This window comes from Nocardioides oleivorans, assembly GCF_004137255.1.
Taxonomy (GTDB): domain Bacteria; phylum Actinomycetota; class Actinomycetes; order Propionibacteriales; family Nocardioidaceae; genus Nocardioides; species Nocardioides oleivorans.
The window spans coordinates 69608-90501 of record NZ_SDWT01000004.1; the positions used below are offsets into that span (position 1 = coordinate 69608).

The following is a 20894-nucleotide window of genomic DNA, read 5'->3' on the forward strand; positions in this document are numbered from 1 at the left end:
GGGTGACTCTACGCGGCCGTGCCCGACGAGCCCGGCAGCTTCGGGGGGCGCAGCCCGACGTCGGCGAGCTCGAGGGCCGCGAGGCGTCGTACGACGTCGGGGTCCCGCGCGCGCCACGCGCCGGCCGGGTCGTCGCTCACCGTCGCCAGCACCCGCATCGGCTGGTGGGCGAGCGCCCGGAGCGCGAAGAGGTCGAGGTCCTCCTGGGCGTCGATGAACCTCGCCCCGGCCGTGGCCTCTCGGATGAAGCGCCAGCGCATCGGCAGGTGGATCGCGGAGACGATCAGGATCGGGATGGTCGCGACCGAGAGCCCGAGCAGCAGCGCCAGCCGTTCGACCGCGTCGACGGTGTCCCGTCCGGCCGAGGCGAGCCCGTCGGAGGCCTCGGCGGCCTTGTCGAACGGGACCGCGAGCTCGTCACCGACCAGAGGTGCGCTGCTGAGCCTGCCGCCGGCGTCGCGCAGCTGCTCGGCCATCGAGCTCGCTGCCGAGTCCGTCTGGCGCGCCGGGCCGGCCAGCTGCTCGGTCCCGTCGTGGACGGCCACGCCTGCCCAGACCCAGAGGCACAGCCAGGCCACGAAGAGCAGGTCGGCGACGACCTGGAGCGTGCGACGCAGGGGCGTGTCGGCGAAGAGCTTCATGCCCCACTGTCTCAGCCGTGGGCGGCGGCTGCCTCCTGAAGCGCGCGCCACGTCCGGTCCACGTCGGCGAGGGTCGTGCGCCAGCTCCCGACCGCGAGCCGGATGGCCGCGACCCCGTTGACGGTCGTGTGGCTGAGGTAGGCCTCGCCGGAGGCGTTGACCGCCTCCATCGCGGCCAGCGTCTGCTCGTCGCCCGCGCGCAGCCGGAAGACGACGAGCGACAGGGCCGGCTCGGTGACCATCTCGAAGCGGTCGTCCGACGCGACCAGGCCGGCCACGTGCTCGGCCAGCGTGACGCCCTGGCGGATGTGCTCGCGCAGCCCGGAGAGCCCGTAGGTGCGCAGCACGGCCCAGAGCTTGATCGCCCGGAACCGACGGCCGAGCTGGGGGTGCCAGTCGCGGTAGTCGACGACCTCGCCCGACTCGGTCGCGGCGTTGCGGAGGTACTCCGGGAGGATCGACAGCGCGCCGGTCAGGGCCGCCCGGTCGCGCACCCAGAAGGTCGAGCAGTCGAACGTCGTCAGCAGCCACTTGTGAGGGTTCGTCACGAACGAGTCCGCCGCCTCCACCCCGGCCAGGTGGTCGCGGTGCTCCGGGCAGACGGCGGCGACGCCGGCCCAGGCGGCGTCGACGTGCAGCCAGGCGCCCCCCTCGCGGGCCACCTCGGCGATCGCGGCGACGTCGTCCATCGCGCCCGTCGAGGTGCTGCCGCACGCGGCCTGCACCATCACCGGGCGGAGCCCCGCCCCGACGTCCTCGACCATCGCGTCGCGCAGCGAGTCGACGTCCATCGCCTGGGTGACGGGGTCGACGGCGATGGTGCGGACGGCGTCCTCGCCGAGGCCGGCCATCATCGCCGCCTTCACCAGCGACGAGTGCGCCTGCGTCGAGCCGTAGACCCGCCACTGCGTCCCGCCGACACCGGACACCCGGGCCTCTCCCCCGCTGGCGCGGTGCAGCGCCGAGAGGAGCGCGGTGAACGTCGCCGTCGACGCGGTGTCCTGGATGACGCCGCCGCCGGGCCCGTCGCTGCGGAACGCCGCAGGGAGCCCCAGCGCCTCGGCGAACCAGTCGAGCACGACCTGCTCGACCTCGGTCACGGCCGGGCTGGTCGCCCAGATCATCCCCTGCGCGCCGATGCCGCTGGAGAGGAGGTCACCGAGGATGGCGGCCGGCGAGGAGTTGGCCGGGAAGTAGGCGAAGAACCGCGGGTGCTGCCAGTGCGTCAGGCCGGGGACCACCACCCGGTCGAGGTCGGCGAGCACGGCGTCGAACGGCTCGGCGTCCTCCGGTGCCGACGCGGGCAGGAGTCGTCGTACGTCGCCGGGGGCGACCTGCGCACGCACCGGAAGCTCGTCGAGCGAGGCCCAGTAGTCGGCGATCCAGTCGATCGCGGCATGGCCCTGCCGGCGGAACTCCTCGGGCGACATGTGACCCGCGGGCGGCGGGAGGTCATCGGGCATGGCCCGAACGTACCGGTGCGAGTTGAGCAGTCGTACTCAGTGGTGATCGGGTACGTCGACAGGTGCCGCGGACGGCCCGCCGGAACAGGCTTCAGTCATGCCCACCAAGACCGATTCCACCGCCAAGAACACCACCGCCTTCGCCGCCCAGGCCGCGATCTCCTTCGGCGCCTCGCTCTTCGCGATGCTCTGCGCCGTCTACTTCATGGACTCCGAGCCCTGGGTCAAGGGCTTCCTCGCACTCGGCACGCTCTACCTCACCACCTCCACGTTCACGCTCGCCAAGGTCGTGCGTGACATGCAGGAGGACAACACGGTCATCAGCCGCCTCGACCGCGCCCGGGTCGACAAGCTCCTCGCCGAGCACGACCCCTTCAAGAACATCGCCTGACCACGAGCCGAAGCCCCTCCCGAGACTCTCGGGAGGGGCTTCGTCATGTCCGCGTCAGCGCAGCTGCGAGCTCGTCAGTCCGAGGATCCGGCGGGCGACGATGAGCTGCTGGATCTGCTGGGTGCCCTCGAAGATGTCGAGGATCTTGGAGTCGCGGGCCCACTTCTCCAGCAGCTCGGCCTCGCTGAACCCGAGCGTGCCGCACAGCTGGACGCACGACAGCGTCACGTCGGAGCCGACGCGACCGGCCTTCGCCTTGGCCATCGAGGCCTCGAGCGAGTTGGGCTGGCGGTTGTCGGCCATCCAGGCCGCCTGCATCATCAGCAGCTGCGCGCCCTCCCAGTCGGCCTCGAGCTGGATGAACTTCGCCGCCGCGGCGCTCTGCGACTGCGCCGGCCTGTCGTAGTCGATGACCACGCCGGCCTGCTCGAGCAGGTCGCGGGTGAGGTCGAGCGACGCACGGGCGCACCCGACGGCCATCGCCGCGACCAGGGGCCGGGTGTTGTCGAAGGTCGCCATCGCCCCGGCGAAGCCGGACTTGGTGTCGATCTCCGGCGAGCCGAGCAGGTCCTCGGCCGGCACCCGGCAGTCGGTGAAGGTGATGGCCGCCGTGTCGGAGGCACGGATGCCGAGCTTGTGCTCGAGGCGCTCGACCTTGAGGCCCGGGTTGTCCTTGCGGACCAGGAAGGACTTGATCGCCGCGCGGCCGAGCTCCTTGTCGAGCGTCGCCCAGACGACGACGCTGTCGGCGCGATCGCCCGAGGTGACGTAGATCTTCTCCCCGTTGATGACGTACTCGTCACCGTCCTTGACGGCCGTGGTGGTGATGTTGGCCGAGTCGGAGCCGGTGCCGGGCTCGGTGATCGCCATCGCCGCCCACGTCCCGCGGTAGCGCTCGAGCTGCTCCTCGTTGGCCACCGACGCGATGGCGGAGTTGCCCAGGCCCTGGCGCGGCATCGAGAGCAGCAGGGCCGTGTCGCCCCAGCACATCTCGGCGATCGAGAGCACGGACGCGAGGTTGGCGCCGTTGCGCACCTTCCCGTCGTCCGTCGACCCGGGCTTGTCCTCGCGGCGCACGCCGCCCGCGCCGGCGCCTCCGGTGGCGCCGGTCTCGCTCACGCCGTCGATCAGCGCGGCGAGCATGTCGAGCTCCTTGGGGTACTCGTGCTCGGCGCGGTCGTACTTGCGCGAGATCGGGCGGAGCATGTTCATCGCGAGCTGGTGGGCCTGGTCGATCAGGCCGGCCTGCTTCTTCGGGACCTCGAGATTGATCGCCATCAGACCATCACCACGCCTTCCATCACGCCGACGGCCCGCAGGTCGCGGTACCACCGTTCGACCGGGTGCTCCTTGACGAAGCCGTGGCCACCGAGCAGCTGGACGCCGTCGAGGCCGATCTTCATGCCCCTCTCGGTGCACAGCTGGCGGGCCAGCCCGACCTCGCGGGTGAAGTCCTGCCCGCGGGTGGCGCGCGAGGCGGCCTTCCACGTGAGCAGGCGCATCGCCTGCACCTCGATCGCGATGTCGGCGACCATGAAGGCGACCGACTGACGGTGGCTGATCGGCTCGCCGAACGCCTGGCGCTCGTTGACGTAGTCCTTGACGTGGTCGAGCACCGCCTGGCCGGTGCCGACCGCGAGGGCGCACCAGGCCAGGCGCGAGAGCCGTACGCACTCGGCGTAGGCCGTCCCGTCGGTGTCGCCGAGCAGCGCGTCCGCCCCGAGCCGTACGCCGCTGAGGTGCAGGCGCGCGAGCCCGGCGGCCCGGACGCCCATCGAGGGGTCGGCCTCGACCTCGAGCCCGGCCGTGCCGGACTCGACGAGGAAGAGCGCGGGGGTGCCGTCGAGCATCGCGCCGACGACGAACAGCTCGGCGTCGGCACCGCGGACGACCGCGGACTTCACCCCGTCGAGCACGAAGCCGTCGCCGTCGCGCAGCGCCGTGGTGGCGAGCGTGAACGGGTCGAACAGGACCGTCGGCTCGGCGAGGGTGAGCGCGGCGGCCGGGACACCCGCGTCACCTTGGCTCCCGGTGAACGCGGGGAGGTAGGTCTGCTGCTGGGCCTCGGTGCCCCAGAGCCCGATCGCGGTGGCGACGGCGCCGGGGGCCAGGACGGCGACCGCGAGGCCCATGTCGCCCTGCGCGAGCGCCTCCGCGACGAGAGTGCCGGCCATCGCCGAGCGCTCCTCCATGATCCCGCCGAGCTCCTCGGGCACGCCGAGGCCGGGCAGGCCGATCTCCTCGGCGGCTGCGAGGACCTCCTGGGGCGCGGCACAGGCCTCGTTGGCCTCGGACGCGGCGGGTCGCAGGACCTCCTCGGCGAGCTCGCGCACGACGTCGACGAGCATGCCCTCGTCCTCGGTCGGGGTGAGGTCGAAGACGCCGCGCGACTCGGCGTTGGCCGGTCGCGCGCCGGCGCGGCGCTTGCCTGCCCGCGCGAACTGGCGGCCGGCGGCGGTGGCGACGCGAAAGCCGTTGCGGGTCGTCGAGTAGACGACCTGCTCGGTCTGCCGGCGCAGGCCGACCCGGTCGATGAGGTCGCTCTGCGCCAGCCGGTTCACGGCAGCGACGGCGAGGCCGATCGGGTCGCGGGTCTCGCGGGACGACAACCCGTGGCGGCCACCCGGCCGGAGGCTGTTCATGATGGACATGGCCAAACTGTAACTCTGAGTTACACCTTTGGCCAGCGAGCTCCCCGTGGTGCGTGTCACGCCTGCCCCTCTCAGTAGGATCGCCGGCATGCCTGACGACGAGACGACCGCCCCACTCGCGCCGTACGGCCCCCTCCCCGAGGGTGGCACGGTGCGAGCGATCACGCGGTGGGGCACGCCCGTCATGCACCGCCCGCAGGAGATCGTGACGTCGTACGACGACGCGCTCGCGACGCTGGCCGCCGACATGGTGGCGACGATGTACGCCGCCGACGGCGTCGGCCTGGCCGCCTGCCAGGTCGGCGAGGACGTCGCGATGTTCGTCTTCGACTGCCCCGACGACGAGGGCCAGCGCACCGTCGGCGTCGTGTGCAACCCGGTCCTGACGCTCCCCGAGGGCAACGACCGCCACCTCGACGACGACGACGAGGGCTGCCTGTCCTTCCCCGGCTCGTTCGAGCCCTGCGCCCGCCCGGACCGGGCCCGCGTCGACGGCTTCGGACTCGACGGCCAGCCGGTCACCTTCGAGGGCGACGGCCTGCTCGCACGGTGCCTCCAGCACGAGACCGACCACACGCTCGGCACCGTCTTCGGCGACCGGCTCTCGACGAAGTCGCGCAAGAAGCTCGGCAAGAAGCACGACGCGGCGGCCGACGAGTACCCCCTGACCTGGCCCGCCGACGCCTGATGACCGACCTCCGCATCACCCGCGAGAACGCCCGCTTCCAGCAGTGGGAGGCGCTCCTGACCAACCGGTCCAAGCGCCACCGCAACCGGGAGCTCCTCGTCCAGGGCGTGCGCCCGATCACCCGGGCCGTCGAGGAGGGCTGGACCGTGCGTGCGCTGCTGCGCGGCGAGGGTGCGAGCTCGGCCTGGTCCGACGGGCTCTGGGCCTCGACCGACGCCGAGCGGGTCACCCTCTCCCCCGACCTGCACGCGCGGCTCAGCGGCAGGGAGGACGGCGCGGAGCTCGTGGCGGTCGTCGAGATGCCCGAGGACGACGTCGAGCGGCTGGCCGACTCGCGCCGGCCCCACGGCCCGATCGTGGTCTTCGACCGGCCGACGAGCCCCGGCAACATCGGCACCCTGGCCCGCTCCGCCGACGCCTTCGGCGCCTCGGCCCTGGTGATCACCGGCCACGCCGCCGACCCCTACGACCCGCAGGCCGTCCGCGCCAGCACCGGCTCGCTCTTCGCCCTGACGATCCTCCGCGTGCCGGGGCACGGCCCCGTCGTCGACCACGCCCACGCGCACGGCTACCGCATCGTCGGCACCGACGAGCAGGGCAGCGCGCTCTCCGACGTCGACCTGACCGGTCGGGTGGTGCTGCTCGTCGGCAACGAGACCGTCGGCCTCTCCGCCGGCTGGCGCCAGGCCTGCGACGACGTCGTGAGCATCCCGATGACCGGCACTGCGTCCTCCCTCAACGCCGCGGTCGCCGGCTCGATCGTCCTGCACGAGGCCCTCCGCCAGCGCGGCTGAGCTGTCGGGACTTGGGCGGGGTTGCTACTACTACCCCTGACGTCCGTCCACCGAACGCCGAAGCACCCCAGGGAGAGAACGACTCGTGGAAGCCGTGCTCGACTGGCTGGTCCTGGTCATGCGCACGATCGGCTCGCCCGGCGTGGGCCTGGCCACCGCGCTGGAGACGGTGTTCCCGCCGATCCCGAGCGAGCTCGTGCTGCCGCTCTCGGGCTACACGGCCAGCCAGGGCCACTACGGCGTCGTCGCGGCGATCGCCTGGGCCACGGCCGGCTCGCTGGCCGGCGCGCTGCTCCTGTACTGGGTGAGCGCCGCGTGGGGCCTCGAGCGGCTGTGCCGCCTGGCCGACCGGATCCCGCTGATGCACGCCGACGACGTACGACGATCGGTCGAGTGGTTCCGCAGGCACGGTCGCGCGGCGGTGTTCTTCGGCCGGCTCGTCCCGGGCGTGCGGAGCCTGGTGTCGATCCCGGCGGGTGTGGACCGGATGCCGCTGTGGACGTTCTGCGCCTACACGACGGCGGGCAGCCTGATCTGGAACGCGGCGCTGATCCTGGCCGGCTACGAGCTCGGCGAGCAGTGGCACCTCGTAGAGGCGTACGTCGGCCCGGCGAGCAACGTCGTCTACGTCCTCGTCGCGGTGGTGGTCGTGGTGGTCGCCGCCCGCCGGCTGCGGCACCGGATCACCGGCGCGCCGCCGCGTAGCACGCCACCGCAGTAGCGGCGGCGACGTTGAGCGAGTCGATGCCGGCGCGCATCGGGATGATCGCCCGGCGGTCCGCCGACCTCTCCCAGCGCGTGGAGAGCCCGTGGCCCTCCGAACCGAGCACGAGCGCGAGCCGGTCGACGCCGTCGACGGCCTCCTCGATCGGCGTGGAGTCGTCGGCCAGGGTCAGGGCGACCGTCGTGAATCCGCGCCGCGACAGGTCCGGCAGGGCGTCGTACCAGTCGGGGAGCCGGGTCCACGGCGTCGAGAACACCGCACCCATGCCGACCTTGATCGAGCGACGGTAGAGCGGGTCGGCGCACCGCGGCGCGAGCAGCACGGCGTCGAAGCCGAGCGCCGCGCCGGACCGGAAGATCGCGCCGACGTTGGTGTGGTCGACGAGGTCCTCCAGCACGAGCACCGAGCGGGTGCCGGCGAGGACGTCGTCGACGCTCGGGAGCGGGTTGCGGCGCAGGGAGGCGAGCGCCCCGCGGTGGACGTGGAAGCCGGTCACCTGCTCGATGAGTGCCTCCGACAGGACGTAGACCGGCGCGTCGCTGCCGGACAGCACGTCGCCGAGGCTGTCGAGCCACCGTGGTGCCATGAGGAACGAGCGGGCGTCGAAGCCGCCCTCGAGCGCGCGGCGCACGACCTTCTCCCCCTCGGCCAGGAAGAGTCCGTGGTCGGCCTCGAAGCTCTTGCGGAGCTCGACGTCACGCAGGTCGCGGTAGTCGCCGAGCCGGGGGTCGGCCGGGTCGGTGAGCTCGACGACCTCAGCCACGCGCCGGCTCGTGGCTGGCGAGGTGGTCCGGGTAGCGCCCAGGGCGGGCGACCGCCACGACGTCACCGACCACGATGATCGCCGGGGGGACGACCTCGTGGGCGCGGAGGTCGTCGGCGAGCGTCGCGAGGGTGCTCAGCACGACGCGCTCGGTCGGCATGGTGCCGTCGACGATCACCGCCACCGGGGTCGCCGCGCCGCGGCCGTGCTCGACGAGGGTGGCGGCGATGGCGGGCGCGTTGTCGACCGCCATCAGGAACACGAGCGTGCCGCGCAGCCCCGCCAGCGACTCCCACTGCACGAGCGAGTCGGGGTGGCCGGGCGGGATGTGCCCGGAGATGACGGTGAACTCGTGCGCGACACCGCGGTGGGTGACGGGGATCCCGACGAGGGCGGGCACCGAGATGGCCGAGGTGAGGCCTGGCACGACGGTGACCGGCACGTCGGCGGCCGCACAGGCCAGCAGCTCCTCGAAGCCGCGGCCGAAGACGAAGTTGTCGCCGCCCTTGAACCGTACGACGCGCTTGCCGGCGCGGGCCCGGTCGATGATCACCTCGTTGATGTGGTCCTGCGAGGCCGACCGACCGCGCGGCAGCTTGGCGACGTCGATCAGCTCGACGTCGGGGCCGAGCTCGTCGAGCAGCTCGCGCGGGGCCAGCCGGTCGGCGACCACGACGTCGGCGGAGGCGAAGGCGTGGCGGGCGGCGACCGTGACCAGCTCTGGATCACCCGGGCCGCCGCCGACCAGCACGACGCCGGGGCTGCGGTCCAGGGCGTCGGAGGCGGTGAGCTGGCCGTCGCGCAGTGCCGTGACGATGTCGTCGCGCAACCCGGCCGACTTGCGCGGCTCCCGGTTGCCGAGGACGCCGATGGTGACGCTCCCGTGGTGACCCACCGCGGGGGTCCAGGCGGTGCCGCCGAGGGCGTCGTCGGCCCGCACGCAGAAGGTGTGGCGGGCCTCTGCGGCCTCGGCGACGCGGGCGTTGACCTCGGCGTCGTCCGTCGCGGCGACGACGTACCACGCGCCGTCGAGGTCGGTCTCGACGAAGTCGCGGAGCACCAGGGCGAGCTCGCCCGCCATCCCCTCGAGCGCCGGCGTCACCTCCGGGCTCACCAGCGTCACGGCCGCTCCGGCCCCGATCAGGGCCGGCACCCGGCGCTGGGCGACGTGCCCGCCGCCGACCACCACGACCTTCCGGCCGGTCAGCACCAGGCCGGCGAGGTAGGGGTGGTGCGCTGCCTCGTGGTGGGTGTCGTCGGCCGCGTCGTGCGGGCTGGCGGTGCTCATCCGGACATTCTCCCTGCCCGCGTCGTGGGGACGGTGGCTAGGTTCGGGATATGAGCCTCGAACGCCCCGTGACCCCCGACCCCTACGACCTCCTGCCGCCGACCGCGTCCTTCACCGTCACCAGCGACGACGTCACCGACGGCGCGCCGCTCAAGGACGACCAGGTCGCCGCCCTCGGCAACACCTCGCCGCAGCTGAGCTGGTCCGGCGCACCGGAGGGCACGAAGTCGTACGTCGTCACCTGCTTCGACCCCGACGCCCCCACCCCGAGCGGCTTCTGGCACTGGTGCCTGGTCGACCTCCCCGCCGACGTCACCTCCCTCGACACCGGTGCCGCCGCGCGTGCGCTCCCCGGCAACGCCTTCCACGTCCGCAACGACGGTGGCGAGGCGGGGTTCGCGGGCGCCGCCCCGCCGGAGGGCGACCAGCCGCACCGCTACTTCTTCGTGGTGCACGCCGTCCAGGACGAGACGCTCGGCGTCGACGACTCGGTCTCCCCCGCGGTCGTGTCGTTCAACCTCGCCTTCAAGACGCTCGGGCGCGCGATCGTGCACGGCACCTACCAGCACTGACTCTCCAGCACTGACCCTCCAGCACTGACACTTCAGCACTGACCACTCAGCACTGAGCGCTCCACGCCCCCGACAGGGGTGACGAGAGGCCCGGTGGCCGGGACCCGCGCGGTCCAGACCATCGGGCCTCTTTTTCTGCGTTTCGGTCACACAGAAACCGTCAAGGCGTTTTGATCTGTTCTCAACAGTCAGGCAGAGCCCGTCATGAAACTTGATGGTCTCCTCGGCGTGTTGGCACGGCAAGGGACGAGAAGTCGACATTTCGCCCCCTCGGGACGTATCTTCCCTAAGATATCTTCAAGTTTTACTCAAGAACGCATCAGCGTCACCGCAACTCGAAGCGTCCCCCTCACCCCGCAGAGGAACCGACCGTGCGCCACCCCCGCCCCCTCGCACTCCTGGCCTCGGCTCTCGTGGCCGCCGGCGTGCTGGGCAGCGTGCCTGCCGCGGCGGACGCGGTGACCTGGTCGGTCCCGGCGAGCGCCGTGGTCAAGGACTCCGGCTCGATGACCAACGACGACCTCGAGAACACGCTGATGGTCGAGATCAACGAGGCGCGCGCCGCCAACGGACTGCGCAAGATCTGGAACTTCGACTCCTGCACCGACCGGCTCGCCGAGCAGTGGGGTGCCCGGATCGCCCGCACCGGGCTCTTCGAGCACCGCGACCAGAACGAGGTCATCAAGCGGTGCCACAACTCGTGGGCCGGCGAGACCCTGGTGCGCGGTGAGGGCCTGACGCCCGAGCAGATGGTCGACCTGTGGCTCGACTCCCCCGGCCACCGCGAGATCCTGCTCAGCCCGCGTGCCAAGCGTGCCGGCGTCGCGATCACCGAGGACTCCTCCGGCCGCATCATCGGCGTGGTCAACCTGGTCCGCCAGACCTGAGCCGCCCCGACCGTCGCGCGCGAGCCGCGTGCGCGCGACCCCACTGATGTGAGACGATCCCCGGCCCCCTCGTGGGTGGGCCCGGGGATCGATCTCGTCTGAGGAGCTGTGTTGCCAGGGGGATGGGGGACGCTGCACGTCGCGATCGCGACCCGTGCCTTCCGCCGCTACTCCACCTACCGGGCCGCGACGCTCGCCGGGATCTTCACCAACTCGGTGTTCGGGATCATCTACTCCTTCGCCTACCTCGCGCTCTGGGAGGCGAACCCCACGGCCGGCGGGTACGACGCCCAGGACGCCGTCACCTACGTCTGGCTCGGCCAGGCCCTGCTGATGACCGTGGCGCTGTGGGGCGGCGGGACGACCGACGACCTCGCCGAGCGGATCCGCACCGGCGACGTGGCGATCGACCTCTACCGGCCCGTGGGCCTGGTCGGGTGGTACCTCGCGAGCGACCTCGGGCGGGCGGCGTACCACTTCCTCACCCGCGGGCTCGGCCCGACGGTCATCGGTCTCGTCGCCTTCCACATCGCGCTGCCCGCCTCGCCCGTGGCCGCGCTGGCCTTCGCGGTGTCGCTGGTGCTGGCCGTGGTGGTCAGCTTCACGATCCGCTTCCTCGTCGCGAGCACGGCCTTCTGGCTGCTCGACCAGTCCGGGGTGAAGGTGATGAGCGGCGCGTTCGCGATCTTCTTCAGCGGGATGATGCTGCCGCTGGTGCTGTTCCCGGGCTGGCTCGGCACCCTCGCCCGCGCGCTGCCGTGGGCGTCGTACGTCCAGGTCCCGGCCGACATCTGGCTCGGCAAGCACGCCGGCGGCGACCTCCTCGCGGCGCTGGGGTTCCAGCTGTTCTGGGCCGTCGTGCTGCTCGGCGCCTGCCAGGGCGTGCTGCGCCTCGCCACCCGCAAGGTGGTGGTGCAGGGTGGTTGAGCCCGCCGCACGCCACCTGCGCACGTACGGCCAGATCGCCTGGCTGTGGATCCGCGCGGCCTGGCAGTACCCCACGTCGTTCGTCCTGCTCGCGGTCGGCAACGGCATGATCACCGGCCTCGACTTCGTCGGGCTGTGGATCATGTTCGCCCACCTCGACCGGCTCGCGGGGTTTTCGCTGCACGAGGTGGCGCTCCTCTACGGGAGCGCCTCGTTCGCCCTCGCCGTCGCCGACACCGCGATCGGCAGCGTCGAGCGGATCGGCACCTACATCCGCACCGGTCGGCTCGACCAGATGATGACCAAGCCGGTGCCGCTGCTGGTGCAGGTGTGCGCCGACCAGTTCACCCTGCGTCGCCTCGGCCGGCTCACCCAGGCCTCGGTCGTCCTCGCCTGGGCGTGCACCTACGTCGACTGGACGCCCCTGCGGGCGCTGGTGGCGGTCTCGATGCTCGTCAGCGGCGGCCTCGTCTTCTTCGGGCTCTTCGTGGGCTTCTCGTGCGTCCAGTTCTGGACCACCGACGCGACCGAGTTCGCCAACGCCTTCACCTACGGCGGCGCCACGGTCACCCAGTACCCCCTCGCGATCTTCCCGCGCGAGGTGCTCGTCGGGCTGACCTTCGTGATCCCCGTCGCGTTCGTGAACTGGTACCCGTGCCTGTTCCTCCTCGGCCGCGACGACCCGTCGGGGATGCCCGAGGTGTTCCAGTTCGCCTCGCCCGTCGCGGGCGTGCTCACCATGGCCGCTGCCCTGCTCGTGTGGCGCTCCGGCGTCCGCCACTACACCTCGACCGGGAGCTGACGTGACCCAGCAGCCAGACCGACCGCTCATCCGCGTGCAGGACCTCGCGCGCACCTTCGACGTACGCCGCCGGGTCGAGGGCCGGCGGCGCCGCGTCCGCGACGAGGTGCGAGCCGTCCACGACCTCACCTTCTCCGTCGAGGCGGGCGAGATGGTGGGCTACATCGGGCCCAACGGCGCCGGGAAGTCGACCACGATCAAGATGCTCACCGGCATCCTCGTGCCCTCCGGCGGCGAGGTCCGGGTGGCCGGCCTCGACCCCAGCCGCGACCGGGTCGCGCTCGCGCGGCGCATCGGCGTGGTCTTCGGGCAGCGCTCGACGCTGTGGTGGGACCTGCCGCTGCGCGACTCCTTCGACCTGCTCCAGAAGATGTACCGCATCCCGCCCGCGCGCTACCGGGAGAACCTCGACCGGTTCGTCGACCTCCTCGACCTGGGCGCGCAGCTCGACACCCCCGTGCGGCAGCTGAGCCTCGGCCAGCGGATGCGCGGCGACATCACCGCGGCCCTCCTGCACGACCCCGAGGTGCTCTACCTCGACGAGCCCACGATCGGGCTCGACGTGGTCAGCAAGGGGCGGCTGCGCGAGTTCCTGCGCGCGCTCAACGCCGAGCGTGGCACCACGCTCCTGCTCACCACGCACGACCTCCAGGACATCGAGGCGCTGTGCGACCGGGTGATCGTGATCGACCACGGCACGTCGGTGTACGACGGCTCGCTCGCAGGCCTGCACGCGCAGGGCGGCTCGACCCGCACCCTGGTGGTCGACCTCGTCGACGAGGCCCCGCCCATCGACGTACCGGGCGCGAGCGTGCGGAAGGTCGAGGGACCGCGCCAGTGGCTGTCGTTCCCGTCCGACGCCAGCGCCGCGCCGGTCGTGGCCGCGGTGGCGGCGGCGTACGACGTCGCGGACCTGTCGATCCAGGAGCCGGACATCGAGGACGTGATCCGCGACCTCTACTCCCGGGGAGCCTGAGCGGGACCGGGACGGCCGGGAGCGCGCCGGTCAGCCGCCGAGGACGCGCAGCCGCTCGGAGTCGCGCTCGGGCGAGGTCAGCGGCTGGCGCTCGATGAGGAGCATGGCCCGGTCGTCGTCGCCGCGCGGGACCTTCTTGAGCACGCGGCGGGTCATCCCGGTGAAGCCGCGGCTGTCCACGGCCTGAAGGGCAGCCATCCGGAGCCAGTCGATGCCCTCGTCGAGGTCCTTGTCGGCCGCCTCGATGACGCCGTCGGTGTAGAACATCAGGGCCTCGCCCGGGCGCAGGCGGCCCCTGCTGGGCTCGAACTCGGCGTCCTCGATGACGCCGAGCGCCATCCCGCGTGCGTTGTCGATGCCCCAGCCTCGCTGGCCGAGGTGCCAGTGCAGCGCCGGCGGGTGGCCGGCGCTGGTGATCGTGTAGTCGCCCGTGACCAGGTCGACCTTGATGTGGACGGCGGTGGCGAGCGACTCGTCGGACTCCTGGCGCAGCAGGAAGTTGTTGGCGGCCGCCATGAGCTCCGACGGCGGCAGGGCGCCGATGAGCCCGCCCAGTGCACCGGCGAACTGCAGGGCCTGGGGCCCGACGGTCGTGCCCTTGCCGCAGACGTCGACCAGGGCCATCTCGAGCCACCGCTGCTCGCGCAGGTTGGCGACGAGGAAGTCGCCGGCGTAGCTGGGGCCGTTGGCGGTGAGCGTCGCCGACTCCGAGCGCCACCCGACGGGGAGCTCCGGGATCCTGCCCTGGCGCTGGAGCCGGTCGCGCAGCTGGGTGAGGACCGCCTCGCTGAGCGCCATCGGCAGTCCGGAGCGCTGGCGGGAGGACTGGTAGAGCGCGAGCACGATCGCGAAGCCGAAGATCACCAGTGCGGTGCTGCGGTCGGCGGGCGCGTAGCCGGTGTCGAGCGACGTGCGCCAGGCCACCCCCACCAGGACGGCGACCAGAACCAGCAGCGGACCGAACCGCAGCAGGAGGGTGCCCACCATGAGGAAGAGGAACCACATCGACACGGGGACGACGACCTCGACGGACGCGCTGAGCATGATCGTGATGGCCACCATCGCCACCAGGACGAGCAGCAGGAACAGCTGGCTGCCGCGTGAGCCCGTGCGCCAGTTGTCCGCGTGCTGCCGGACGTAGGTCAGGCAGCCGCGAAGCACGGAACCCAGCGCCTTCGACACGGCTGAAGGGTAGGTCTCCCACCCCGGTGCCCGAGGTCGAACGGGGAAACTGAGACCGGGTCGATAGGGTCGCGCCATGCCCCTGGTGCCGCTGCAGGCCGACGTCCTCGGACCTGACTACCGGGTGGAGACGTTCTCGCTCCCGCCCGACAGCGAGGGCCCCGTGGTGGCCACCCTCGTCAAGCTCGAGCCCGCCTCGCCCAACGGTCGCGCCGTGCTGCACGTGCACGGCTTCGCCGACTACTTCTTCCACACCGAGTACGCCCAGTGGTGGGCCGACCGGGGCTACACGTTCTACGCGCTCGACCTGCGCAAGTACGGCCGGTCGCTGCGACCGCACCAGACACCGAACTACGTCGCCGACCTGCACGAGTACTTCGGCGAGATCGACCTCTCCTGGTGGCGCATCACCGAGCGGGACGGGCACCGCGACGTGGTCGTGTCGGGCCACTCGACGGGCGGCCTCACGATGTCGCTGTGGGCCGACGAGCGCCGGCACCCCGAGGTCACCGCTGTCGTGCTGAACTCCCCGTGGTTCGACATGCAGGGCGCCGCCTGGCTGCGCAGCCCGGCCACGCGCGTCGCGCTCGAGCGGATCGGGTCGAGCCGGCCGCTCCAGGAGATCCCGCGGCGGATCAGTGGCGTCTACGGGCGCTCGCTCCACCACCTCCACGGCGGCGAGTGGGACTACGACCTCGACTGGAAGCCGCTCGAGTCACGCCCGATCCACGTCGGCTGGCTGCGCGCGATCCGCCGGGGCCACGCGCGCCTGCACGCCGGTCTCTCGATCCCCTGCCCCGTCCTCGTGCTGTCGTCGGCGCGCTCGTTCTTCGGCGACGTCGACGGCGAGGAGACCTTCACCCACGACATCGTGCTCGACGTGGAGCAGATCCGCCGGTGGGCGTCGTCCGTCGGCACCCACGTCACCTCGATCGCCGTCGAGGGTGCGATGCACGACATCGTGCTGTCGCGTCCCGCCGTGCGCGCGACGGCGTACGACGTGCTGGGTCGGTGGCTCGACGCGTGGGTGACCCCGGCCGGCTGAGGCCCGGGCGGACGCGCTCAGACCAGCAGGGCGACCAGCGCCGTGATCCCGACGACGGCGATCACGCCGCGCATCAGGTGGGGCGAGAGCCGACGGCCGACGGTGGCGCCGATCTGCCCGCCGACGACCGACCCGAGCGCGATGAGCCCGGCGACGGTCCAGTCGATGTCGGCGACGGCGACGAAGACGACGGCGGCGACGAGGTTCACGACCAGCGCCAGGACGTTCTTGGTGGCGGTGTGGCGCTGCATCGTGTCGGCCACGCCGATGCCGAGGACCGCCATCAGCAGCACCCCCTGGGCGGCACCGAAGTAGCCGCCGTACACGCCGGCCGCGGCCACGGCCGGCCACACCCACCACACGCCGTGGTCGGGGATGCCTCCGCGCGACTCGGCGCGGGCGGCCACCGCACGCTGGATCCGCGGACCGAAGATCACCAGCACCACGCCGAGCGCGATGAGGACCGGGACGATCGCGTCGAACGCCGACGACGGCAGCACCAGCAGGAGCACGGCGCCAACCGTCCCGCCGAGCAGCGAGGCGATGCCCAGGCGGATCACGCGTGAGCGCTGGCCGGCGAGCTCGCGCCGGTAGCCGATGGCGCCCGACACGTTGCCGGGGACGAGCCCGACGTTGTTGCTGACGTTGGCGGTCACGGGGGGCACGCCGAACGCGAGGAGGGTCGGGAACGTGATCAGCGTTCCCGACCCCACCACGGTGTTGATGGTGCCTGCTGCCACCCCGGCGAGGGTGATCAGCACCATTTCGAGAGGACTCACTGGCCGGCGGGAGCCTCCGGGTCAGCCGGACCGGACGGGTCCACGGGAGTGTCCAGCGGGTCGCTCAGCGGGTCGCCGGCGGCAGCCGCGCGGGCGGACTTCCCCGGGTTGGCCGCGATCTGGGCCTCCGCGATCGCCTGCTGGACGGCGGCGTTGGTGGCCGTCATCTCGGGGTCGTCGGAACGACGCGGCAGCTGCGGCTCCGTGGGGCCCATGTCGACGCGCTTGCGCGGCGAGGCGTCCTTCGGGATGCCGGCGATCTCGTGGATCGAGGAGCCGAGACCCTCCATCGCCTTGGTGATCTCCGAGGGGATGACCCACACCTTGTTGGCGCTGCCCTCGGCGATCTTCGGCATCATCTGGAGGTACTGGTAGGCCAGGAGCGACTGGTCGGGCTGGCCGTCGTGGATCGCCTGGAAGACGGTCTGGATGGCCTGGCCCTCACCCTGGGCCCGCAGGATCGCGGCCTCGCGGTCGGCCTGGGCACGCAGGATCAGCGATTCGCGGTCACCCTCGGCGTTGAGGATCGACGACTGCTTGTTGCCCTCGGCGGTGAGGATGGCGGACTGGCGCTGGCCCTCGGCGGTGAGGATGAGGGCACGCTTGTCGCGGTCGGCGCGCATCTGCTTCTCCATCGCGTCCTTGATGGACGGCGGCGGGTCGATGCCCTTGATCTCGACGCGGTTGACGCGGATGCCCCACTTGCCGGTGGCCTCGTCGAGCACGCCGCGCAGGCCGCTGTTGATCTCGTCGCGGCTGGTGAGCGTCTGCTCGAGGTCCATGCCACCGACGATGTTGCGCAGGGTGGTCATGGTGAGCTGCTCGACGGCCTGGATGTAGTTGGCGATCTCGTAGGTCGCGGTCACCGGGTCGGTCACCTGGAAGTAGATGACGGTGTCGATGGACACGACCAGGTTGTCCTCGGTGATCACCGGCTGCGGCGGGAAGCTCACGACCTGCTCGCGCAGGTCGATGAGGTAGCGCACCTTGTCGATGAACGGGACGACGATGTTGAGGCCCGCGGGCAGCGTGCCCTTGTACTTGCCGAACCGCTCGACGATGGCTGCGCGTGCCTGGGGCACGATCCGGACCGTCTTGGCGAGCATGACGACCACGAACAGGATGACGAGCAGGAACAGGACCAGCAGTGCTGTGCCCATGGAACTCCCCCGATCTTTCTGTGTGTTGCCTTGGGTGGTGCTGATGCAGGATCTGGCTGGTGAGGCCGGTGGAGCCGGCCGGTCAGGGCTCGAGCGTCGCCACCGGGTGGACGTAGGCGGTCGCGCCCTTGATCTGGAGGATCTCGACCGTGTCGCCGGGTGCGATGCGCAGCGTCTCGTCGTAGGGCAGCGCGCTCCAGATCTCGCCGCCGGCCTTGATCCGGCCGGCCGCGAGACCGGTGATCTCCTCGGTGACCATGGCCCGGGTGCCGACGAGCTTGCCGTGGCCGAGCGAGAGCTCGGGTCCGTTGTGCAGCCGCTTGACGAAGGTCGGGCGCACGAAGGCGAGCATCGCGACCGAGGCGCCGAGCGCGAGCACGATCTGCAGGACCACGGGCAGGCCCAGGATCGCGGCGACCATGCCGATCACCGCGCCGGCCGCCAGCATGGCCAGGATCAGGTCCAGGCTGAACATCTCGGCGACCCCGAGCGCGATCGACAGCGCCAGCCACGTCTCCCAGAGATGGTCGCGGATCCAGTCCATGACCAGACCCTATCCAGTCACTGTTGATTTCACCGGGCAGGACGGCGGCGCGCGGCGAACCGGTCGTCGGCCCGGCTGAGCAGCAGTGGCATCGCGAACGTCTCGGACAGCGTCTCGGCCGTGACCACGTCGTCGACGGGTCCGGCGTCGACCACGCGCCCCTCCCGCAGGAGCAGGGCGTGGGTGAAGCCGGGCGGGATCTCCTCGACGTGGTGGGAGACCAGCACGGTCGCCGGCGAGTCGGGGTCCATCGCCAGGTCGGAGAGGGTCGCGACGAGGTCCTCGCGACCACCGAGGTCGAGCCCGGCCGCGGGCTCGTCGAGGAGCAGCAGCTCGGGGTCGGTCATCAGGGCGCGGGCGATCTGGACGCGCTTGCGCTCGCCCTCGCTCAGGGTGCCGAACGTGCGGTCGAGCAGGTGGCCGGCCCCGACCTCCTGCAGCAGCGCGGTCGCGCGGTCGTGGTCGAGGTCGGCGTACTCCTCGCGCCACCGGCCCACGACCCCGTAGGACGCGGACACGACGACGTCGCGGACCAGCTCGGGCTTCGGGATGCGGTCGGCGAGCGCTGCGCTGGTCAGGCCGATGCGCGGTCGGAGCTCGAAGACGTCGGTCGTCCCGAGCACGACGTCGAGGATCCCGGCGACGCCGGAGGTGGGGTGGATCTGCGCACCCGCGACCTGGAGGAGGGTCGTCTTCCCGGCGCCGTTGGGCCCGAGGACGACCCAGCGCTCGTCCTCCTCGACCTGCCAGCTGACGTCGTCGAGCAGCAGCGACCGGCCTCGGCGCACCGTGACCCCTGCGAACTCGATGACGGCGACCATGGGCGCCACCCTATCCAGCAGGTGCTGCGGGGCCGGCCCGGACACGGCGGTCACGCACCGCCGAGTAGCCTCGCCGGCGATGTCTGCCTCGTCGTCCTCCGGTGGGTCCTTCTCCGCTGCCCTCGCGCTGCCGCACTCCGCGACGCTGGCGTGGTGGCTCACCGCGTGGCTGCGCGGGCACGAGCAGACCGACCACGTGCTCGACGCCTGGGTCGACGACACCCACCTCCTGGCCGGAGGCTCCGCGATGGACCTGCTGGTGCGCGCCCGCGGGACCGGGGCGTCGTCCGCCGGCATCGCGCTGCCCGTCGAGGGTGACCTCCTGGGGCTGGGCGGACCGCGTGCGTTCAACGAGGCCGCGCTCGAGGCCGGACAGGCCGTCGTCGTCGGCGACCTCGGGCTGGTGCCGGAGGAGCAGGGCGAGACGGTGCAGTGGCACGCGGGCGAGGCAGCGCGCCGTCAGCTGCCCGACGTCGGCGAGGCCGATCGCGGGCTGCGGGAGTCGCTGCTCGGCGCTGCCGGCGACCTGGCCGACCTCGACGTCGCGCGCTGGCGGCCGGAGGCGGCCGACGCGCTGATGAACCTGCACCACCGGCCGCACCTCGACGCGCCGCTGGGCACCCCGCCGCGGTGCGTGGACCTCGCCGCACGCGGGCTGCAGGCGTGGGCCATCGTGGACCTCGCGCTCGCCGACGACGGCGGCGCGGTGTCGTCGTACGAGATCGAGCGGCGTCGTGAGCTCCTCCGACCTCTCGGCCGTGCGGCACGTCGCGCGATCGTCGCGGCCTGCTCGCCCGAGGTGTGGCCGGAGCGCTAGTCGCGACGCCGGGCGGTCCGTCAGCGGGTGGCCCAGACGCCGAGGACGGTGCCGCCCGGGTCGCTGAACTCGAACCGGCGACCGCCAGGGAACTCGTAGGGCGGCGCGGTGACGGTGCCGCCGGCTTCCTGCACGGCCGTGACGGTGGCGTCGAGGTCGTCGGAGTAGAGCAGCACGAGCGGCCCACCGGGGCTCGGCGTGCCGGTCGCACTGAGGCCGCCGACCTCGCCGTCGCCCGACGGTGCCCGGATGCCGGCGTAGTCGGGGCCGTAGTCGTTGAACTGCCAGCCGAACGCCCGCTCGTAGAACGCCCTGGCCGCGGCCAGGTCGTCCGTGCTGATCTCGATGTAGTCGATGGTGTGGTGGACAGGACTCATGCCGGTCGACGCTACGACGGGGGGCCGACAGCGCACCCCTGACCAGCCCGGGACGCAGCACCGCCCGGGTCCTGCTGGGCAGGACCCGGGCGGTGCCGGCGGTGCGTGGTGCTGGTGGGTCAGCCGTTGTACTGGCCGCTGCCGTAGGCCGGCGGCGGGGGCGGCGGGTAGCCGCCGGCAGCACCGGTCTTCGGGTTCGGGCCGTACTGGTTGTCGCCCGGCTTGGAGTCGGAGGCGAACCAGACGATGAGGATGATCCAGCCGATGATCGGGATGATCCAGAGCAGCTGCAGCCATCCGCTGCGACCGGTGTCGTGGAGGCGCCGCGCGCCGACCGCGAGGTTCGGCACGAGCAGGGCGAGGCTCGCGATGGTGCCGATCAGGCCGTTGCCGGAGCCGAAGTCGGTGCCGAGGACGTTGTCGAGGATGCTCGCGATGATCGAGACGATCAGCCCGAACAGCACGAACCACCAGTACTCGGAGCGACGAGCGCGACCGTTGAAGTCGGCGTACTTGTTCAGACAGGTCTTGACGGCTGTCTGGAAGTCCATGGAAACCCCCTGTGAGTGGGCGGACCCAGATCGGGCCCGCAGACGTGAGAA

At 72.0% G+C, this 20894-nt stretch carries 24 protein-coding genes; 11 read left to right on the forward strand and 13 right to left on the reverse strand.

Going from position 1 to position 20894, the window contains the following annotated elements; all coding sequences use genetic code 11:
• Nucleotides 1-8: 8 nt before the first annotated feature.
• Nucleotides 9-641 (reverse strand): hypothetical protein, encoded by a 633-nt coding sequence (locus EUA93_RS20085; protein WP_129402123.1) that lies wholly within the window; start codon nucleotides 639-641, stop codon nucleotides 9-11.
• Between the two features lie 11 nt (nucleotides 642-652).
• Nucleotides 653-2104 (reverse strand): pyridoxal phosphate-dependent decarboxylase family protein, encoded by a 1452-nt coding sequence (locus EUA93_RS20090; protein ID WP_207208875.1) that lies wholly within the window; start codon nucleotides 2102-2104, stop codon nucleotides 653-655.
• Between the two features lie 97 nt (nucleotides 2105-2201).
• Between EUA93_RS20090 and EUA93_RS20095 the strand changes: the two genes are divergently transcribed.
• Complete coding sequence (locus EUA93_RS20095) at nucleotides 2202-2495, forward strand: YiaA/YiaB family inner membrane protein (RefSeq protein ID WP_129402124.1); 294 nt, start codon at nucleotides 2202-2204, stop codon at nucleotides 2493-2495.
• Between the two features lie 54 nt (nucleotides 2496-2549).
• Here the strand turns inward: EUA93_RS20095 and EUA93_RS20100 are convergent, their stop codons facing one another.
• On the reverse strand, nucleotides 2550-3773 hold the full coding sequence (locus EUA93_RS20100) for an acyl-CoA dehydrogenase family protein (RefSeq protein WP_129402125.1): 1224 nt from the start codon (nucleotides 3771-3773) through the stop codon (nucleotides 2550-2552).
• Entirely contained in the window at nucleotides 3773-5146 is a 1374-nt protein-coding gene (locus EUA93_RS20105) for an acyl-CoA dehydrogenase family protein (protein WP_129402126.1), read from the reverse strand. Before EUA93_RS20105 ends, EUA93_RS20100 begins: the two co-directional genes overlap by 1 nt.
• An 88-nt stretch (nucleotides 5147-5234) precedes the next feature.
• Here EUA93_RS20105 and def point away from each other — a divergent pair, with 88 nt between their 5' ends.
• The 3 genes from def (at nucleotide 5235) to EUA93_RS20120 (ending at nucleotide 7349) form a co-directional block, all read left to right on the forward strand.
• Nucleotides 5235-5834 carry a peptide deformylase gene (gene def / locus EUA93_RS20110; protein ID WP_129402127.1) on the forward strand — a complete coding sequence of 200 codons (600 nt, stop codon included), beginning with the start codon at nucleotides 5235-5237 and terminating at the stop codon, nucleotides 5832-5834.
• On the forward strand, nucleotides 5834-6628 hold the full coding sequence (locus EUA93_RS20115) for a TrmH family RNA methyltransferase (protein ID WP_129402128.1): 795 nt from the start codon (nucleotides 5834-5836) through the stop codon (nucleotides 6626-6628). The genes def and EUA93_RS20115 overlap by 1 nt, the downstream gene beginning before the upstream one ends.
• A gap of 85 nt (nucleotides 6629-6713) precedes the next feature.
• The gene (locus EUA93_RS20120; RefSeq protein WP_129402129.1) at nucleotides 6714-7349 is read left to right on the forward strand and encodes a DedA family protein; all 636 of its coding nucleotides are present in this window, start codon (nucleotides 6714-6716) and stop codon (nucleotides 7347-7349) included.
• On the opposite strand, the gene EUA93_RS20125 is transcribed toward EUA93_RS20120, so the two are convergent.
• The gene (locus EUA93_RS20125) at nucleotides 7312-8115 is read right to left on the reverse strand and encodes a TrmH family RNA methyltransferase (RefSeq protein ID WP_129402130.1); all 804 of its coding nucleotides are present in this window, start codon (nucleotides 8113-8115) and stop codon (nucleotides 7312-7314) included. The two genes, EUA93_RS20120 and EUA93_RS20125, sit on opposite strands and share 38 nt — an antisense overlap.
• Nucleotides 8108-9403 (reverse strand): uroporphyrinogen-III C-methyltransferase, encoded by a 1296-nt coding sequence (gene cobA / locus EUA93_RS20130; protein WP_129402131.1) that lies wholly within the window; start codon nucleotides 9401-9403, stop codon nucleotides 8108-8110. The genes EUA93_RS20125 and cobA overlap by 8 nt, the downstream gene beginning before the upstream one ends.
• 50 nt (nucleotides 9404-9453) lie before the next feature.
• On the opposite strand from cobA, the gene EUA93_RS20135 reads away from it, so the two are divergent.
• The 5 genes from EUA93_RS20135 (at nucleotide 9454) to EUA93_RS20155 (ending at nucleotide 13567) form a co-directional block, all read left to right on the forward strand.
• On the forward strand, nucleotides 9454-9975 hold the full coding sequence (locus EUA93_RS20135) for a YbhB/YbcL family Raf kinase inhibitor-like protein (RefSeq protein WP_129402132.1): 522 nt from the start codon (nucleotides 9454-9456) through the stop codon (nucleotides 9973-9975).
• A gap of 371 nt (nucleotides 9976-10346) precedes the next feature.
• On the forward strand, nucleotides 10347-10862 hold the full coding sequence (locus tag EUA93_RS20140) for a CAP domain-containing protein (RefSeq protein ID WP_129402133.1): 516 nt from the start codon (nucleotides 10347-10349) through the stop codon (nucleotides 10860-10862).
• A gap of 111 nt (nucleotides 10863-10973) precedes the next feature.
• A complete protein-coding gene (locus EUA93_RS20145; protein ID WP_207208876.1) occupies nucleotides 10974-11789 on the forward strand; it encodes an ABC transporter permease in 816 nt (271 codons plus the stop codon).
• Nucleotides 11782-12591, forward strand: a complete 810-nt coding sequence (locus EUA93_RS20150) for an ABC transporter permease (protein WP_242497541.1) — start codon at nucleotides 11782-11784, stop codon at nucleotides 12589-12591. The genes EUA93_RS20145 and EUA93_RS20150 overlap by 8 nt, the downstream gene beginning before the upstream one ends.
• A 1-nt stretch (nucleotide 12592) precedes the next feature.
• Nucleotides 12593-13567, forward strand: coding sequence for an ABC transporter ATP-binding protein (locus EUA93_RS20155; protein ID WP_129402134.1), 975 nt, complete (start codon nucleotides 12593-12595; stop codon nucleotides 13565-13567).
• A gap of 30 nt (nucleotides 13568-13597) precedes the next feature.
• On the opposite strand, the gene EUA93_RS20160 is transcribed toward EUA93_RS20155, so the two are convergent.
• Nucleotides 13598-14749 carry a PP2C family protein-serine/threonine phosphatase gene (locus EUA93_RS20160; protein ID WP_165355246.1) on the reverse strand — a complete coding sequence of 384 codons (1152 nt, stop codon included), beginning with the start codon at nucleotides 14747-14749 and terminating at the stop codon, nucleotides 13598-13600.
• Nucleotides 14750-14825: 76 nt separating this feature from the next.
• Here EUA93_RS20160 and EUA93_RS20165 point away from each other — a divergent pair, with 76 nt between their 5' ends.
• Nucleotides 14826-15794, forward strand: a complete 969-nt coding sequence (locus EUA93_RS20165) for an alpha/beta hydrolase (RefSeq protein WP_242497542.1) — start codon at nucleotides 14826-14828, stop codon at nucleotides 15792-15794.
• Between the two features lie 17 nt (nucleotides 15795-15811).
• Here the strand turns inward: EUA93_RS20165 and EUA93_RS20170 are convergent, their stop codons facing one another.
• The 4 genes from EUA93_RS20170 to EUA93_RS20185 form a co-directional block, all read right to left on the reverse strand.
• Nucleotides 15812-16573 carry a sulfite exporter TauE/SafE family protein gene (locus EUA93_RS20170; protein WP_129402136.1) on the reverse strand — a complete coding sequence of 254 codons (762 nt, stop codon included), beginning with the start codon at nucleotides 16571-16573 and terminating at the stop codon, nucleotides 15812-15814.
• Complete coding sequence (locus tag EUA93_RS20175) at nucleotides 16570-17733, reverse strand: SPFH domain-containing protein (RefSeq protein ID WP_129402137.1); 1164 nt, start codon at nucleotides 17731-17733, stop codon at nucleotides 16570-16572. The genes EUA93_RS20170 and EUA93_RS20175 overlap by 4 nt, the downstream gene beginning before the upstream one ends.
• Nucleotides 17734-17815: 82 nt before the next feature.
• Entirely contained in the window at nucleotides 17816-18277 is a 462-nt protein-coding gene (locus tag EUA93_RS20180) for an NfeD family protein (RefSeq protein ID WP_129402138.1), read from the reverse strand.
• Nucleotides 18278-18306: 29 nt separating this feature from the next.
• Nucleotides 18307-19098 carry an ABC transporter ATP-binding protein gene (locus EUA93_RS20185; RefSeq protein ID WP_129402139.1) on the reverse strand — a complete coding sequence of 264 codons (792 nt, stop codon included), beginning with the start codon at nucleotides 19096-19098 and terminating at the stop codon, nucleotides 18307-18309.
• A gap of 79 nt (nucleotides 19099-19177) precedes the next feature.
• On the opposite strand from EUA93_RS20185, the gene EUA93_RS20190 reads away from it, so the two are divergent.
• Nucleotides 19178-19915, forward strand: coding sequence for a hypothetical protein (locus tag EUA93_RS20190; protein ID WP_242497543.1), 738 nt, complete (start codon nucleotides 19178-19180; stop codon nucleotides 19913-19915).
• 20 nt (nucleotides 19916-19935) lie between these two features.
• Here the strand turns inward: EUA93_RS20190 and EUA93_RS20195 are convergent, their stop codons facing one another.
• Both EUA93_RS20195 and EUA93_RS20200 read right to left on the reverse strand, forming a co-directional pair.
• Nucleotides 19936-20292: a VOC family protein gene (locus EUA93_RS20195; RefSeq protein ID WP_129402140.1), complete on the reverse strand. Its 357-nt coding sequence runs from the start codon at nucleotides 20290-20292 to the stop codon at nucleotides 19936-19938.
• Nucleotides 20293-20411: 119 nt separating this feature from the next.
• Nucleotides 20412-20843, reverse strand: coding sequence for a DUF805 domain-containing protein (locus EUA93_RS20200; protein WP_129402141.1), 432 nt, complete (start codon nucleotides 20841-20843; stop codon nucleotides 20412-20414).
• Nucleotides 20844-20894 lie beyond the last annotated feature (51 nt).